Origin of the sequence: Stenotrophomonas sp. GD04145 (genome assembly GCF_029835135.1) — a bacterium.
Classification (GTDB): Bacteria; Pseudomonadota; Gammaproteobacteria; order Xanthomonadales; family Xanthomonadaceae; genus Stenotrophomonas; species Stenotrophomonas maltophilia_P.
In genome coordinates this window covers 78,305-94,261 of sequence record NZ_JAODZG010000004.1, presented here as the reverse complement: position 1 = coordinate 94,261, position 15,957 = coordinate 78,305, and the positions used below count along the sequence as shown (strand labels likewise).

Annotated in this window: 13 protein-coding genes, 3 tRNA genes and 2 pseudogenes; 3 read left to right on the top strand and 15 right to left on the bottom strand. The window is 66.5% G+C overall.

The features are described from left to right. Positions 1–69: 69 nt before the first annotated feature. From N7367_RS19365 to N7367_RS03605, 3 genes and pseudogenes are all read right to left on the bottom strand, one after another. Positions 70–262: pseudogene (locus N7367_RS19365) on the bottom strand (integrase); the annotation flags it as partial. Further along, positions 249–2,357, bottom strand: coding sequence for a phospholipase C, phosphocholine-specific (locus N7367_RS03610; RefSeq protein WP_279941750.1), 2,109 nt, complete (start codon positions 2,355–2,357; stop codon positions 249–251). The gene N7367_RS03610 and the pseudogene N7367_RS19365, both read right to left, overlap by 14 nt. A gap of 8 nt (positions 2,358–2,365) precedes the next feature. Continuing rightward, complete coding sequence (locus N7367_RS03605; RefSeq protein WP_279941749.1) at positions 2,366–4,744, bottom strand: TonB-dependent receptor; 2,379 nt, start codon at positions 4,742–4,744, stop codon at positions 2,366–2,368. Positions 4,745–4,969: 225 nt separating this feature from the next. Here N7367_RS03605 and N7367_RS03600 point away from each other — a divergent pair, with 225 nt between their 5' ends. Beyond that, positions 4,970–6,115: an alpha/beta fold hydrolase gene (locus tag N7367_RS03600; RefSeq protein WP_279941748.1), complete on the top strand. Its 1,146-nt coding sequence runs from the start codon at positions 4,970–4,972 to the stop codon at positions 6,113–6,115. Positions 6,116–6,122: 7 nt separating this feature from the next. Here the strand turns inward: N7367_RS03600 and N7367_RS03595 are convergent, their stop codons facing one another. Continuing rightward, positions 6,123–7,262 (bottom strand): MFS transporter, encoded by a 1,140-nt coding sequence (locus N7367_RS03595; RefSeq protein ID WP_065181266.1) that lies wholly within the window; start codon positions 7,260–7,262, stop codon positions 6,123–6,125. 201 nt (positions 7,263–7,463) lie between these two features. On the opposite strand from N7367_RS03595, the gene N7367_RS03590 reads away from it, so the two are divergent. Continuing rightward, positions 7,464–7,586 carry a hypothetical protein gene (locus tag N7367_RS03590; protein WP_262917636.1) on the top strand — a complete coding sequence of 41 codons (123 nt, stop codon included), beginning with the start codon at positions 7,464–7,466 and terminating at the stop codon, positions 7,584–7,586. A gap of 45 nt (positions 7,587–7,631) precedes the next feature. Here N7367_RS03590 and N7367_RS03585 read toward each other — a convergent pair whose 3' ends face one another. Next, positions 7,632–8,333, bottom strand: coding sequence for a pirin family protein (locus tag N7367_RS03585; RefSeq protein ID WP_053520377.1), 702 nt, complete (start codon positions 8,331–8,333; stop codon positions 7,632–7,634). Positions 8,334–8,472: 139 nt separating this feature from the next. On the opposite strand from N7367_RS03585, the gene N7367_RS03580 reads away from it, so the two are divergent. Beyond that, positions 8,473–9,393 carry a LysR family transcriptional regulator gene (locus N7367_RS03580; RefSeq protein WP_053520376.1) on the top strand — a complete coding sequence of 307 codons (921 nt, stop codon included), beginning with the start codon at positions 8,473–8,475 and terminating at the stop codon, positions 9,391–9,393. Between the two features lie 475 nt (positions 9,394–9,868). On the opposite strand, the gene N7367_RS03575 is transcribed toward N7367_RS03580, so the two are convergent. From N7367_RS03575 to N7367_RS03530, 10 genes and pseudogenes are all read right to left on the bottom strand, one after another. Continuing rightward, positions 9,869–9,945 (bottom strand) — tRNA-Arg (locus tag N7367_RS03575). Positions 9,946–9,977: 32 nt separating this feature from the next. Beyond that, a tRNA-Arg gene (locus N7367_RS03570) sits at positions 9,978–10,054 on the bottom strand. Positions 10,055–10,112: 58 nt separating this feature from the next. Next, positions 10,113–10,189 (bottom strand) — tRNA-Arg (locus tag N7367_RS03565). After that, positions 10,180–11,107 (bottom strand): annotated as a pseudogene (locus N7367_RS03560) (alpha/beta fold hydrolase). Before N7367_RS03560 ends, N7367_RS03565 begins: the two are co-directional and overlap by 10 nt. Continuing rightward, the gene (gene thiD, locus N7367_RS03555) at positions 11,104–11,913 is read right to left on the bottom strand and encodes a bifunctional hydroxymethylpyrimidine kinase/phosphomethylpyrimidine kinase (protein WP_279941746.1); all 810 of its coding nucleotides are present in this window, start codon (positions 11,911–11,913) and stop codon (positions 11,104–11,106) included. Before thiD ends, N7367_RS03560 begins: the two are co-directional and overlap by 4 nt. Before the next feature lie 97 nt (positions 11,914–12,010). Next, positions 12,011–12,679: a YoaK family protein gene (locus N7367_RS03550; RefSeq protein WP_279941745.1), complete on the bottom strand. Its 669-nt coding sequence runs from the start codon at positions 12,677–12,679 to the stop codon at positions 12,011–12,013. Between the two features lie 11 nt (positions 12,680–12,690). Next, positions 12,691–13,197 (bottom strand): hypothetical protein, encoded by a 507-nt coding sequence (locus tag N7367_RS03545; RefSeq protein WP_053517266.1) that lies wholly within the window; start codon positions 13,195–13,197, stop codon positions 12,691–12,693. Continuing rightward, the gene (locus tag N7367_RS03540; protein ID WP_279941744.1) at positions 13,194–14,594 is read right to left on the bottom strand and encodes a PhoH family protein; all 1,401 of its coding nucleotides are present in this window, start codon (positions 14,592–14,594) and stop codon (positions 13,194–13,196) included. Before N7367_RS03540 ends, N7367_RS03545 begins: the two co-directional genes overlap by 4 nt. An 81-nt stretch (positions 14,595–14,675) precedes the next feature. Next, complete coding sequence (locus tag N7367_RS03535) at positions 14,676–15,155, bottom strand: peroxiredoxin (RefSeq protein WP_065174941.1); 480 nt, start codon at positions 15,153–15,155, stop codon at positions 14,676–14,678. An 81-nt stretch (positions 15,156–15,236) separates the two neighbouring features. Continuing rightward, positions 15,237–15,797, bottom strand: a complete 561-nt coding sequence (locus tag N7367_RS03530) for a glycine cleavage system protein R (protein ID WP_025879444.1) — start codon at positions 15,795–15,797, stop codon at positions 15,237–15,239. Positions 15,798–15,957: the final 160 nt, after the last annotated feature.

Genomic DNA, 15,957 nt, shown 5'->3' with positions numbered 1-15,957 from the left:
TGCTATTTCTGCTCCAGCAGTTCGCGTGCACTTGTCGACTCTGCGGTGCGGTGGCGCTGGCCACTGGACTCACCGGCAGAACTTGTTCGGATCACCCAATGGTTCGGTACACTGCCCCCGCTCGTCGCGCGGCAGTTCCACGCCGGGCTGGTACAGCTCCGGGGCGCTGATCCGCTTGCACCCGGTCACGGGAATCCGTGCTGTGTCCGGTGAACAGCGCAATCTCCCTCTCTGGAGCGTCCTCGACCTCAATCGTGCTGGAACCGCAAGGGTTCACTGCCCATCGCCGGATCGCTGGTGCCGGGGCGGCCATCCTCGACGCGCCCTGCCAGGCGCAGCGCACCGCTTCCTGCGCTGACATGCAGGTCGTACCACCCTGCGGTGGGGGCTGCATCCCAGGCCAGTGATGTTTCCGAGCGCGCGGCAATGTCCAGCGTCTGGTCCGGCATGTGCCCGGCATAGGCGCCTCCCTGCACGCGGACCCGGCAGGGCTCATCGCCTGGATTACGCAGACGCAGGCGAAGCTGGCCATCGGCGCGCTCCATCTCCGCCAGCAACATCGGGGAGGTGGCATCGCCGCGGAAGTGGCGATGGAATCCATTGGGGCCCAGCAGCCACAGGTCGAAGCGGCCATCGGCAGCAAGCGGCCAGCGCGCCTGCACGGGCGTGCCCGGCACCAGCGTGTAACGCCTCGGAATCGCGTCCAGGCGCAGCCGGTCGTAGACATGCAGTACCGCTGCCGCTCCTTCGCAGGCCAGCTGCAGATCGATGCTTCCGGCGGCCAATGCGGTGATCCGGGCCTGCGGCCGATAGGGCAGGGCGCGTGCCGGTCTTACCCCGGCTTCCTGGCGTGCAGGGTGCAACCCCTCCGGCAGGGCAGGCACGGTCCGGCCCGGCAGGGCCGCCGCGCGCGCGGCCACCGCATCGACGTCAGGCAACGCTTGCACGAAGGGGCGGGTACCGCGCTGGGCGAAATCGAACGCGTGGGTCAGATCGCCACAGACCGCGCGCCGCCACGGTGAGATGCCCGGTGCGGGCACACCGAAGCGGCGTTCGATCAGACGCAGGACCGAGGTGTGGTCATACACCTGCGAATCGACCCAGCCGCCCCGGCTCCAGGGCGAGATCACATACAACGGCACGCGTGGGCCCAGTCCATAGGGGCGGCCACGCAGCTCGGCGGCGTCGTACTTCTCGTCGCCAGGCGCAGGATGCCGATGGTATTCGCCTTCGGTGCCGACCGACGATGCGCCGGCCCAGCCATCCGCCAGCGGTGAAGGCGGGGCGGGCGGCGGCACGTGGTCGAAGAAGCCGTCGTTCTCGTCGAACATCAACAGCAGGGCGGTACGACTCCAGACCTCCGGGTCGGCGGTCAGCGCGTCGAGCACGCGCGCGGTGTAGGCCGCGCCCTGCGCCGGGCTGGAGGGGCCGGGATGTTCGCTGCCGGCAGCGTCGGCGATGATGAAGCTGACCTGTGGCAACTGCCCGTCGACCACATCCTGGCGCAGCTGTGCCAGCCCGCGCGTGCTGACCCCGCGTGCGCGGAGCTGCGGATCGTGACCCGGTGCAGCGCGGTACGCCTGCCGGAAGGTCTCGAATCCGGCCAGCGGGTTGTCGGTGAAGTTGTCGGCCATGTCCTGGTAGATCTGCCAGGACACCCCTGCCTGCTGCAGCTGCTCGACGTAGCTGGTCCACTGGTAGGACGCCGGATGGCCGCCGTGCTCCGGGAAGTTGTCGTGGGAGTTGGCGATCACCGGGCCGCCGGCGCGGGCAAAGGGATCGTTGTGGCCGGTCCACAGGAACACCCGGTTCGGGTTGGTGCCGGCCTGGATCGCGCAGTGATAGGCATCGCAGACGGTGAAGGCATCGGCGAGTGCGAACTGGAAGGGCAGGTCGCTGCGCTGGAAGTAGCCCATGGAGTGATTCTGCTTGGCCTTGGGCCACTGCCCCATGCGCCCATTGTCCCAGGCACGCTGCGCGTCAGGCCAGGTGTGCGGCGTGCCTTCGACGCGCATGTAGCCGAAGTGCGCGGCGGTATCCAGCGGAAACGGTGCGATCGCCCGGCTGCCGCTGGCATCGGGTTGCAGCCACAGGGTGCGCGCAGCGCCACCGCCCGCCAGGGGGGCGGCCGGGGCCACGAAACGATCACCGAATCCTCGCACGCCCGGCAGGGTACCGAAGTAGTGATCGAACGAGCGGTTCTCCTGCATGAACACCACGATGTGCTGCAGATCCTGCAGGCTGCGGGTGCGTGCATCGGGGGCGATCGCGGCGGCCCGGGCGATGCTCGGCAGCAGCGGTGAAAGGCCGGCGGCAAGGCCGGCCTGCAACAGTCGGCGACGGCCGATATCGGTCACGGGTTCACTCACAGGTCCACGCGGAAGGAGATGCCGACGGTGCGCGGAGCGCCGATGAAGGCGCTGTCGCGGCCGTCGACACCTGCAAGATACCGCTTGTCGGTGAGATTGCTCACCACCAGGTTCGCACCCATGCCCTTCAGGCGTGGCGACAGGCCCTGCAGATCAAAGCCGATGTTGGCATTGAACACCGTGGCCGAGGGGAGGCTGCTGGCGTTGGCGGCATCGAGGTAGCGCGTTCCCAGGTAGCGACCTGACAGGCCGAAGTTCCAGTTCTCGCCCTGCCAGTCAGCCGAGACCACCAGGATCTGCTCGGGCTGGCCGATCACCTTGGCGCCATCGACGATGCCCAGCTGGGCGTCACGCGCGGAATCGCCGCTGCCGAGGTACTTCGAGCGGTTGTAGGTATAGGCCGCGTTGATCCGCCAGCCGTTGTCCCAGCCGTATCCGAGCGCCGCTTCCAGGCCATTGCTCTCCACGCCCCCGAAGTTCTCGTAGACGCCGTCGGTCTCGCCCAGGTAATCGATGCCGCTGACGAAACCGGCCGGCAGGTAGACGATGCGGTTGTCGAACTTGATGTTGTACAGGGTGACCGAGGCGGTCAACGGCCAGCGGCTGATGCGCATGCCGAGTTCGATGTTGTCGGCGGTCTCCGGCTCGACGTTGCGGAAGCGCTGCGGATCGGTCTCGCCCAGTACGCCTGAGGGGATGGCCGCGAAGTTCTGCGAGAAGCCTGCGAACAGTTCCATGCCCTGAACACCGGGTGCCCAGGTGAAGCCGGTGGACAGCAGCGGATCGGACTTTGAATCGGACGTGACGTTCTCGGCGGCGCCGATCACACGCCGGCGGGACTGGTCCACGAAGAACTGCTTCACGCCCAGGCGCGCGCTGAAGGGGCCGAAGCGGGCCACGTCCTCGATGTAGTACATCTGCTCATCGACCTTGTACCGGTCTTCGAACTGGACCCAGTACGGCTGGTGATCGAAGGCGATGTCCTGCCCGACGTTGAGCAGCCGGTGCCAGTCGCGGCGTGCGGAGCGGTCCAGCTTTTCCACCCACAGGCCACCGCGGACCGTGTTGTCGATGCTGCCGAAGGTCTGCCGCCACTCGACGTCGGCAGTGACGCCCATGCGGTCGTTGTCGTAGTGGGTGTGGCGGTAGGACTGGGCGCCGAGCACATTTCCGGCGTAGCAGTCCGGATCATACTCGGCCGTGAAGCCCAGCCGCGGCGTGCAGGTGGCCAGACGCTGGGCGGCGCTGCCATCGGGATTGACGAAGTAGATCTGGCCCCGGTTGCTGCCGCCGTACACGGTGCTGCCGCCGGTGTACTCCGACTCGGGGCGACCGCTGCCATCGTCGCTGACCTGCGCCAGGTACGGCGGCAGCCAGTCGCCGCGACCCTGCATGCGATGACCGTAGGCCGCCATCGAGGCCTTGAAGCCGTTGCCACCGTCAAAGGCCGCGCGCAGGTAACCGAAGGTGTTCTCGCGCAGGGCACGGGAACCGGAACGGAAGTTCTGGTCCAGATAGGGAATGCCGGTCAGGGTGCCGACCAGGTTGTCGCGGTCCGGATTGGTGGCGAAGCCCTGTGGCGAAACGCTGGTGTACTCCGGTTCGTCGGCATCGTTGTAGGACAGATAGCCGGTGAGTGTCCAGCGGTCCAGTTCGGTGACGAACTTGCCGGCGATATGGTCGTTGCGGGTGCGGCCGCTGCCGTCGATCCAATCGTGCACGCGCGCCGAGGATGCACTGACCCAAGCACGTGTGTGGCCGCCAAGCACGCCGGTGTCATAGCGCACGTAGTACTTGCGCGCTTCATTGTCACCGGCACCGACGACGAAGCGCAGCCGGCTGTCCTGCAGCGGATCGCCGGTGAGGAAGTTCAGGGTGCCGCCCAGCGCCTCGTTCGAGCGCGAGGAGATGTCAGCCGTGCCCTGGCTGACCTCCACCGTTTCCAGGTCCAGGGTGTCGATGTAGCGATTGGCCAGGGAGCCACCGCCGTAGCCCGAGCCACCATTGGGCAGGCCATCGATGGTGGTGCCGATCTGCTGCGTATCGCGGTTGGTGACGAAGCCGCGCATGCTGATCTGCGTGCCCCACACCGACGAACCGGTGGCATCGGCCTCGCTGACGACCACGCCGGGCACTTCGTTGAGCGCGTCGTTGACGCTGCTCATCACCAGCTGCCGGTTCAGTGTTTCCGTGCGCACCGCAGTCTTGGCGTAACTGGTTGCCTGGCCGATCACCTGGACCTGGTCCAGCGTGCGGGCGTCGCTGCGACGTGTCGTGTCACCCTCTCCCTGCGGTGCTTCGGCGAGGGCGTCCAGTGTGGGCGCGATCAGCAGGGCAAGCAACGAGATACGGGGAATACGCGCATGCGTTGGCATCGAAACCGGACCTTCACGAGTGGGGGAAGCCCCGGAGTGTCGGCAGCGGCAGTGACGTGACGGTGACGTGCAGATGCAGCCTTCATTGCACCCGCGGCGCGGGAGGCGCCCTGCACCAAGCTGAATCGATGCTGCGCTGTCATCAAGCCGTCATCGAATCGCGATAGATGGCAAGCGCGGTGCCCGCTAGGCTGCCACGCTGTCGCATTTCTTCCCTGATCGCCCATGAAGCGCCTGCTGCTGCTGTTGCTGGCGTGCGCCGGCCTGTGGCTGGCTGCATGCTCTTCCTCGATGAATGCCGCATCCACCTCGCTCGCCGACCGCCTGGTCGCGCCGGGCGGCGTGTCGACGCTGCTTGACCAGCCGCGCATCGCTGCGGCCATTGCCGGGATTCCCAATCGCCATGGTTTCGCGCCGGGCCGTGATGGCGTGCCGATCTTCTGGCGCGTGTTCGATCCGGGCGACTACGGCGCCCGCTATCGCTATCTGCCGCAGCGGCATGAGAATGGCCTGCCGCTGGACACCGGACTCAGCCTGTCGGTGCCGCAGCCGTTCCGGGCACAGGCGCCGCGTGGCACCGTGGTGCTCCTGCACGGCTGGATGATGAACGGCGATTCGATGCTGCCGTGGTCATTGCAGCTGGCCGGATCGGGCTATCGCGTGGTCACGCTCGACCTGCGCAACCACGGTCAGTCCGGGGCTGGACCCTCCGGCTATGGCACCTACGAATCGGACGACGTGGTCGATGTGATCGCTGAGCTGCGCGCACGCGGCGAAGTCACCGGGCCCCTGTATCTGTTCGGCGTGTCCTATGGCGCGGCGACGGCGGTGTTCACCGCTGAAAAGCTCGGTGACCAGGTTGCCGGCGTCGTCGCGATGGAGTCGTTCGCCAATGCCGGCGTAGCCATCCGCACGATGATTCCGCACCTGATGGCGCTGCAGCCGGAAGGGTGGAAGGCACAGGCCGTGGCCTCATATGCGCGGTGGCGTTATGGCGGACAGGACATCGACCAGGTGATTGCTGCGGCCAGCCGCCGCATCGATGTCGATCTTGACCATGTGGATGTGGCTCGCGCGCTGGCCGACACGCGCGCCTGCGTGCTGCTGCTGCACGGGCAGGGCGACCAGCACATTCCTGTGAGCCAGGGGCGCGAACTCGCGCAGGCCAACCCGCGGGCGCACTACATCGAGATGCGCGGCGAGGACCATATCACCCTGCCGCTGCGGCTGGATCTGTTGGCCGGTGTGGTCGACGACTGGATGGCGCGCGACGAACGGCACCCCCCGTCCACCTGCCCGGCGCCGCAGCTGCCGGCACAGGCCGAGTGGCTGGTGCACGATGTGCCGGCAGCGGAGCCGGCACGCGGTTGATGCATCGTCAGGACAGCCGGCGCGCTAGTGCCGGCGCCGACAGCGCGACACCGATCAGCAGTGCCGCCACGCAGAGGAACGCGAAGCCCAGGCTGCTGGCATGGGCCAGTGCGCCGATCGCGGCCGGGCCGGCGAGAATGCCGGCATAGCCGAGTGTGGTGACCGCCGTGATGGCGATGTTCTCGGGCATCGCGCGCTGCTGTCCAGCCATCGAGAACAGTGCCGGCACGATGTTGGCGCAGCCCAGGCCGACCAGCGCATGGCCCGCAAGGGCAACCGGCAACGATGGCACCAGGGTGGCCACGGCAAAGCCGGCCGCAGCGGTGATGCCGCCGATGACAAGGGTGCGGGTGCGGCCGAGACGCTCGACGATGCCATCGCCGAACAGGCGCATGGCTGTCATCGCCAGAGTGAACACCGCGAAGCCCGCGCCGGCCTGGTCGCGAGGCACCTGCCGTACCTCGGCCAGGAACACGGCGCTCCAGTCCAGCATCGAGCCTTCGGCGAGAAACACCACAAATGCCAGCACGCCGATGAACAGCACCACCCCATGCGGCAGTGCCAGCAAGGGGCCTTCGTGCAGGATCCGTTGCGGACGCCAGTGCGGTGCCGACAGCACAGCTACCAGCAGCAGTGCCGCCGCCGCGAGCAGCGCGGCCAGCCAGAGCGGTGTGCCCAGGATCAGCAGACCGGTCATGCAGCCGGCGCCGACAAAGCCACCGATGCTGTAGAAGGCGTGGAAGCCGGACATCATCACCCGGCCGGCTTCGCGTTCGACGGCCACTGCCTGCATGTTCATCGTGCAGTCCATCGCACCCACGCCCGCGCCGAACACGAACAGGGCCGCACCGAGCACGAAGGGCGAAGGCGGCACCGCCAGCAGCGGCAGTGCCAGCAGCACGAGTGCACAGGTGACCACCAGCAGCCGACGGCAGCCGAAGCGACCGGTCAGCGCACCGGCCAGCGGCATGGCCAGCAGCGAGCCCAGCCCGAGGCACAGCAGCACGGCGCCCAGACCGGCGTCGGACAGCCCTGCCTGGGCCTTGGCGAAGGGCACCATCGGTGCCCACGCGGCGGTGGCGAAACCGGGAATGAAGAAGGCGGCGCGGGTGGCGTGCTGCTGGGCACGTGGGGAAGAAGGCGTCATGCGCGATAGGAAGCTCCAGTGAACCGTCATGGAAGCGATTTCACGGCCGTTCGGCAAGTGCCAACGGAGGGGGGCCGACATGCATACGATTGCAGCGCGCCAAGGGCGAGGCGGCATCGAACCCCGCCCCGCACCGCGACGGTGATCTGTGGCCGCGTATGGACAGACCCCACGAGAGCTTCTGTTCAGAACCCGCAGATGATGGCCGATCGGATCCAGCCCCGGCGTCTTCTGCAACTGGATGCGAGCCATGCTTCGCTGGCGTCGAAACCGGCCGAGGTGACTGCGTTGATTCTGGAGGCCTGCGCCGCCGTCGGCGGTTGAGGCCAGAGGTCGCCCGCGGTACCGGTCGGCACCGCGGGCGTGACTTCACAGCGGCAGGTCGAACACCAGCACTTCGGCGTCGTTGCCGTTCTCCAGCGTCAGCTGCGCTTCGTCGCTGATCTGCAGCGCATCACCGGCTTCCAGGGTGATGCCGTTGACCTGCAGCTGGCCACGGGCGACCTGCACATAGGCACCGCGTCCGCTGCCCAGGGCGTGGTGCAGCTTGTGGCTGCCGTCGAGCAGGGTGGCGAAGATGCGGGCATCCTGGTGGATGCGCAGCGAACCATCTGCACCGTCGGGCGAGGCGATCAGGCGCAGCTGGTTGCGCTTGCTGTCCGGCGTGAAGTGGGTTTCCTCATACGACGGGGTGATGTTCTCCGTGTCCGGGAAGATCCAGATCTGCAGGAAATGCACGGGTTCGGTGGCCGAGTGGTTGAACTCGCTGTGGCTGACGCCGCTGCCGGCGCTCATGCGCTGCACATCGCCGTAGCGCAGTACCGAACCGGTGCCCATCGAGTCCTTGTGTTCCAGTGCGCCGCCCAGCACGTAGGAGACGATCTCCATGTTGCTGTGGCTGTGGGTGCCGAAGCCCTGGCCGCCGATCACCTTGTCCTCGTTGATCACCCGCAGCGGACCGAAGCTGACATAGCGCGGATCGTAGTAGTTGGCGAACGAGAAGGTGTGGCGCGAGGACAGCCAGCCATGTTCGGCCAGGCCACGGGTAGCACTCTTGCGGATCTGCAGCATGGGATATCTCCTTGTTCGATGTTTTCGATGGGGCGGGGCAGGGCATTGATCGCCGTGTTTCCCTGTTGGAGAGAAGTATCCGCTTGCGCCGGTGCTTTGAAAAACGGATAGTTTTGAAAGCCATCATCGAAAAATTCGAATGCTCAAGCTCAGCCTCGAAGCCCTGCAGATCCTGGACGCCATCGATCGCCGCGGTTCGTTTGCGGGCGCCGGCAAGGCCCTGCACAAGGTGCCGTCCACCATTTCCTACACCGTGGCCAAGCTGGAAGAGGATCTTGGCGTGCAGCTGTTCGACCGGGTGGGCCCGCGTGCGGAGCCGACCGAGGCCGGTCGCGCGCTGCTGGATGAGGGCCGGCATCTGCTCCGTGCGGCCCGCGAACTGGAACTGCGGGTGCGCCGGGTGGCCTCCGGCTGGGAAACCGAACTGACCCTGGCAGTGGATTCGGTGTTTCCCACCTGGCTGCTGGGTCCGGACATCGCCGCATTTCGCGGCGCTGAGGCGCCGACCCGCCTGCGCTTGATCGGCGAGGCGCTGTCCGGCACCTGGGAGGCGCTGCTGGACCGGCGTGCCGATCTGCTGGTGGGCGCGCCGGGCGAGGGGCCGAGCGGTGGTGGCTACGTGGTCGAGCCGTTGGGTACGGTCGAGTTCGTGTTCGCGGTTGCCCCGGATCATCCCTTGGCGGCAGTGCCGGGCGTGCTGGGACGTGAGCAGCTGGTCGAGCACTGTGCGATCGCGGTGTCCGATTCGGCGCGGCGCTTGCTGCCCCGTACGGTTGGCCTGCTGATGGGGCAGGAGATGCTGACAGTGCCCGACATGGCCAGCAAGCTGAAACTGCAATGCGAGGGCGTGGGCTTCGGCTTTCTGCCCGAGCCGTGCGCGCGCGCGGCCGTGGCACGAGGCGAACTGGTGATCCGTGAGGTCGAGGAACACAAGCCGGAGGAGACCTTCTGGTTGGCCTGGCGGACCGGTGAGGATGGCGCGGCATTGCGCTGGTGGCGCGAGCGCCTGCGTAGGCCGGAGCTGCTGTCGCAGTGGTGGCAGGCAATGGCCGGGGGGTAGGTGTGCGACAGGGCTGCGCCCTGCACCCGCGACGGGCGGGAACACGGCAACAGCAACAGCTGAAGCGGGCTTGCCGGGGCAGGACGGGGTGGGTCCGGTTGCGGGAGACGCCGTAAACCCGTCCCTGGGGGCTTGGCCGCGGCATCCATGCCGCGGACACTCCCGCAACCGGACCCACCCCGCCTTCGACAGTTTTCCGCTATCTGTCGGAACGGCGTACTGCTCTGGTAGGTGTCGACCTTGGTCGACACGGTAGATCCACGCCATGCATGGATGAATTCACTCGATATCTGACAGATGTGTCGACCAAGGTCGACACCTACCAACAGCCGCGTGAACCTGTCGAAGGTGGGGCGGTGTCGGAACGCGCGCTGTTGCTGTTGCTCCGGCTTTGGCTTCGGCGGGTGCAGGGCGCAGCCCTGCCGAAGAACACACATAAAAAAACAGCAGGCCGAGGCCTGCTGTTTCGGTGTAATGGTGCGCCCGGAGAGATTCGAACTCCCGACCGCCTGGTTCGTAGCCAGGTACTCTATCCAACTGAGCTACGGGCGCCAATTACATAAACCTGTTGTGTTGATCGTGTATGGTGCGCCCGGAGAGATTCGAACTCCCGACCGCCTGGTTCGTAGCCAGGTACTCTATCCAACTGAGCTACGGGCGCGCGGTACACAATCAAATTTTACTTCATTTCCAGCGGCGGATGCCGGAAACCTGTCGAGTGGTGCGCCCGGAGAGATTCGAACTCCCGACCGCCTGGTTCGTAGCCAGGTACTCTATCCAACTGAGCTACGGGCGCCCTGCGACAGGAGCGGAATTATGCGGATGTCGGCGCGTACCGTCAACCGTTTTTGTGAAGATTTTCATCCAGCTGAATGAAAAATTGGTGGGCGACCGCCTGTGGCGCCTTCATCCACGCGAAGTGGTCGGCACGCGTGCCCAGTTCCCCGGCGGACAGCACATGCAGGTGTGATGCCACATTCGGCAGTTTGTCCAGCAACGCCTGCATCGAACCGATCGGTGCCAGCCAGTCGTGTTCCATCACCACGGCCTGCGCGCTGCCATGCACGCGTGCCATCTGCGTATCGAGATCCTCGGTCATGCCCGCGGCTGCGTAATGGTTGCTCAGGCCCACCCGCGACCAGTCGGCAATCAGGCCGCGTGCTTCGGTGCCCCCGAAGCCCAGGCGCCGGCCGTGCAGCACGCCCTGGCGGCGGGCGATCCAGGGCAGGAAGCGGTACACCAGCGGCAGAAGCCATCCGCGCGGAGGCGGAAACGTACGCCAGAACGGCGTGCCACTGGCGGCCAGCCACAGGTGCTCGAAGTGCTGCGGTTGCCGTCCTGCATGCACGCAGGCCAGCTGCCCACCCAGGCTGTGCCCACCGATGATCCAGGGCAGCGCGCCTTCGCCGGCATCGGCGTTGGCGAGCAAAGCCTGGCTGGCAGGCAGGTCCTGCTCGAGCACTTCACGATAGCCCCAGTCCTGCGTGCGCGAAGGGCGCAGTGAACTGCTGCCGTTGCCACGCCACTCGTGCAGGTAGACCGCGATGCCTTTCGCAGCCAGGGCCTGTGCCAGTGGCAGGTAGTGGCGCGCGGCCACGCCCAGTGCGGGGAGCCATAGCAGCCGCGCCAGCGGCTGCTCGGGTACGCAGGCCATCACCTCGAAGCGATGGCCGTCGCCGCATTCCACGGCCAGTGTCCGTGATGGCAGGCTCATGCGTGGGGCGCTGCGCCGAAATGATCCAGCACGCGCACATCGCTGCGCCCCGGCATGTAGCCCAGTTGCAGCCCGCGTGCCACGTAGTCGATCGATGCTTCGCAGGCGTTGGCCAGGCTCAGGCCATTGCACAGCTGCGCGGCGATGGCCGAGGCCAGTGTGCAGCCGGTGCCGTGCGCATCCAGCGGCAGGCGCGCGTGACTGAATTCCTCGCTGCTGACGCCATCGAAGTAGCGATCGATCACCCGGTTGCCCTCGTGCAGGTGGCCGCCCTTGAGCAGCACCGCGCCGGCCCCGAGATCCAGCAGTGCCGACGCGGCCCGCTCGGCGTCGTCTCCATCGCCGATGGTACGGCCCACCAGCAGTTCTGCCTCCGGTGTGTTGGGAGTGACCAGCGTGGCCAGCGGAAGCAGACGCTCGCGCATTGCCTGCACCGCGCTGTCTTCCAGCAGGCGCGCACCACTGGTGGCGACCATCACCGGATCCAGCACCACATGTGCGGGCCGGTGACGCTGCAGCGCATCGGCCACGGCGTGGATCACCTCGGCATTGGCCAGCATGCCCAGCTTCACCGCGTGGATGTCGAAATCATCGAAGCACGCGTCGAGCTGCGCGCGCAGGAATTCGATTGGCGGCACATGCACGGCGGTGACACCGCGGGTGTTCTGCGCGGTCAGTGCGGCGATCGCGGAGAGGCCATGCACGCGGTGTGCGGCGAAGGCCTTCAGGTCGGCCTGGATGCCGGCGCCTCCGCCGGAGTCGGAGCCGGCGATGGTGAGGGCGGAAACGGGAGTGGTCGGGCTCATGCGGCGATTGTGCCGTGGTCACCGGGATGGGGGTAGTGCCGGCTACGGGCTGCCGGCAGGGGCGGACGCCTCATGCTGCGCATGCGTGCGGCGACGCTCAGTACCGCCAGCGTACCCATTGCTGGTACAGCACATAGACCAGCCCGGTCGCGCCGGTCAGCAGCGCGGGGGCAAGCAGGGCATCGTACTGCCAGCGCAGGAACAGCCACGCACCCATCACGCCACCGGCCAGGAAGCCGCTGATGATCAGGCCGCTGAGCGTCAGCCGCCGCACCTGCAGCGGCAGCCCGCGCAACAGATGGCCCAGGCCGATGCCAAGATCGGTGAACATGCCGCTGAGGTGGCTGGTCCGTATCACCGCGCCGCTGAAGGTGGTGGCCATCGCGTTCTGCAACCCGCAGGCCATCGCTGCCGACAACGCGCCCCAGATCTGCTGCTGCTTGAACAAGGGAATGGCGGCCAGCAACAGCGCCGATTCCAGTGCCAGAGCGACGCCATAGCGCCGGCCGAGCTGCAGTGCGCTGTCCTGGATCAGCAGCCCGCTGAGCATCGCACCCAGCGAAAAAGCGATCAGCAGGCCCCACAGGTGCCCGACCGCGCGCCAGTCGCCCTGCGCCAGTGCCATGCCGAGCTGGCTGGTACTACCGGTCATGTGGCTGACGGCCTGATGCTCGAAACCCAGAAAGCCGACCACGTTGACCATGCCGGCCACGCACGACAGCGCTACGGCACCGATCCAGACCCAGGTGGGAAGGCGTATGCCCATCGGCGCGACCCTCAGGGACCGCCGAGACCGCCGTTGAACTGCAGCTCGCTGAACGCACCGGTGGCCGGGTCGAACACCGCGCCCCAGAACTGCTTGCCACCATCGCAGACGCGGATGGCCTCGCGCGCCGGCTTGATGCCGCTGTCGTCAGGCAGGCGGAACGCATTGATGTAGATCAGGCGCTTGCCGGCGCTTTCGATGCCGACGTACTGGCGGTCGAAGTCCAGTACGTCGGGCACCTGCGCCTGCAGCGAAGGCAGTGCGGCTTCCAGCTGGTCCACCTGTTGCCGGCTGGGGGCCCAGTAGCCGGTGACGCGGCCGGCATCCCGGCCCGGGCTGTGCCGCGAGCAGGTGTCGAGCACCTGCGCGGCGACGATCGGCCGGGTGACCACCCACGACTGGCCGGTGCGTTCGGCGGTCGGCACGCTGGCCGGCCCGCGGGTGGTGGTGCAGGCACCAAGGACGGCTGCGAGGGTGATCGCAGCCGTCGGCAGCAGCAGGCGGGCAGAACGGTTCACAGCACCTCCGAAGCGTAATCGGCCAGCCGCGAGCGTTCGCCACGGCGCAGGGTGATGTGCGCACTGTGCGGCCAGTTCTTGAAGCGGTCCACCGCGTAGGTCAGGCCGGATGTCGTCTCGGTCAGGTACGGGGTGTCGATCTGCTCGACGTTGCCCAGGCAGACGATCTTGGTGCCGGGACCGGCACGGGTGATCAGCGTCTTCATCTGCTTCGGGGTGAGGTTCTGCGCCTCGTCCAGGATCAGATAGCGCGACAGGAAGGTGCGGCCGCGCATGAAGTTCATCGAGCGGATCTTGATGCGGCTGGCCAGCAGATCGTTGGTTGCCTGGCGTCCCCAGGTTCCGCCTTCCTGGTTGTGCGTGAGCACTTCCAGGTTGTCGGTCAGCGCGCCCATCCACGGTGTCATTTTCTCTTCCTCGGTGCCCGGCAGGAAGCCGATGTCCTCGCCGACGCTGACGGTGGCCCGGGTCATGATGATCTCGCGGTAGCGCTGCTGGTCCATCGTCTGTGCCAGCCCCGCGGCCAGTGCCAGCAGGGTCTTGCCGGTGCCGGCGGTGCCGAGCAGGGTGACGAAGTCGATCTCCGGATCCATCAGTGCATTGAGCGCGAAGTTCTGCTCGCGGTTGCGCGCGCTGATGCCCCACACGGCATGGCTGCCGTGGCGGAAATCATCAACCAGCGACAGCACCACCTTGCCATCGCCGACCACGCGGCTGACGCGAAGCTCCACCTCGTCCTCGCCCGGCAGGTAGACGTACTGGTTCGGGTACCACTCCTCTTCGTCCCTGGCCAGGATCTCGTAATGGGTGCGGCCCTTGTCGCTCCAGCTGCGCAGGTCGTCGCCATGGAGCTTCCAGAAATCCTCCGGCAGCTCGGTGGCGCCGGTGTAGAGCAGGCTGAAATCGTCCAGTGCGCGGTCGTTTTCGTAATCTTCCGAAACGATGCCGGCGATGGCCGCCTTGATCCGCAGGTTGATGTCCTTGGAGACGAACACCACCGGGATCTCCGGGGTCTGCTCCTTCAGCGCCAGGATGGCACCGAGGATGGCATTGTCCGGGATGACCTTGCCGAAGCTCTTGCCGGCGTCGAAATGACTGGTCTGGAAACGCAGCTTGCCGGCGCTGTGCTTGCCACGCAGCTGCAGGCCCTGTGGCCGCTGCAGCGGAATGCCGTCGGCCAGATTGTCCAGACCGGAGGCCTGCACCAGCTCGTTGAGGAAGCGGCTGACCTGGCGGGCGTTGCGGCTTGCCTCGGACGTGCCCTTCTTGCCGTTGTCCAGCTCCTCGATCACCTGCATCGGCAGGTAGACGTCATGCTCCTCGAATTTGAACAGCGCGGTCGGATCGTGCATCAGCACGTTGGTATCCAGCACGTAGATGCGCTTGCCTCGGGTCATCGTCGATTCCTGGTTACGGACAGGGAAAAACCACCACGACCTGCGGGGCAGGGTGATGGTGGACAAAGTGGGCGATGGGAATCACTTGGATTGGGCGGCCTTCAGTTCGGCAAGCACGGCGTCGGCATGGCCGGCGACCTTGACCTTGCGCCAGGACTGCGCGATGCGGCTGTCGGGAGAAATCAGGAAGGTGCTGCGCTCGATGCCACGTACCTGCTTGCCGTACATGTTCTTCATCCGGATCACATCGAAGGCGTTGCATAGCGCTTCGTCGCCATCGCTGACCAGCGGGAACGCGAAGCCCTGTTTGGCACAGAAGTTGTCGTGTGATTTCACCGAGTCACGGGAGACGCCGAGTACGGTGGCGCCGGCCTTGCGGAACTCCGGCAGCAGCGCGTTGAAGTCGATGCCTTCGGTGGTGCACCCCGGGGTGCTGTCCTTGGGGTAGAAGTACAGCACCAGCCATTGGCCCGCGAGGTCGCCGAGGGTGGTGTGTTCGCCGCCTGACAGGGCCAGCGGGAGCGAGAGGGTGGTGCGGTCCAGGGTATCGCCGTTGTTCATGAGGTCCTTGGTTCCGGAGCCTGGGGTATTTCTACGACAGTTGCATGAAACGCCGCGCGCCCGTGACGAACGCGCGAAAAATCAGAACTTCATCGGATCCATGATCGCGTCCAGGTTCAGGTGGTCGCAGAATTCGAGGAAATCATCGCGCAGGGCGGCGATGTGCATGTTGGCCGGCACGCCGATGGTGACCTGCGCGCTGAACATTTCCGCACCGGTCTGCATGGCGCGATAGCGCGTGCTCTGCAGGGTCTCGATGGTGATGCCCTGGCGGTCGAAGAAGTCGGCCAGCTGGAACAGGATGCCCGGCTTGTCAGCGGCGATCACTTCAACGATGTACGGCAGCAGATTGGACTGCGCCTGCTTGGCCTCGGTGCGGTACCAGACCAGTTTCAGGCCTTCCTCGCGCTCGAGCCGGGTCAGCATCGCTTCCAGCTTGGCGACCGAGTCCCACGACCCGGTGGCCAGCGCGGTGACCGATACGTCGCGGCCAACCGTGGCCAGGCGCGCGTCCACCAGATTGCAGCCGCTGTCGGCAATGCGTCGGGTGACGGACAGCAGTGGGGACTCCGGATGCGTCGTATAGGCGTTGATCAGGAGGTGGTTTTCGCTCGGCGCGGGGCGCGGGGTGGTGTCGGTCAAGGCGATTCCGGGTAATGCATGCGTGAGTCTGAATGCCCGCCAGAGGCGGGGATCCACCGGAGTGCAGCATACTTGCCCGTGCTTTCGCGCCGCAAGTAACATTCAAGTCGCCCCCGCCCTTTCGTGGCGGGCGTTTTCCCTTCCCAGCCAAGAGCAGCAC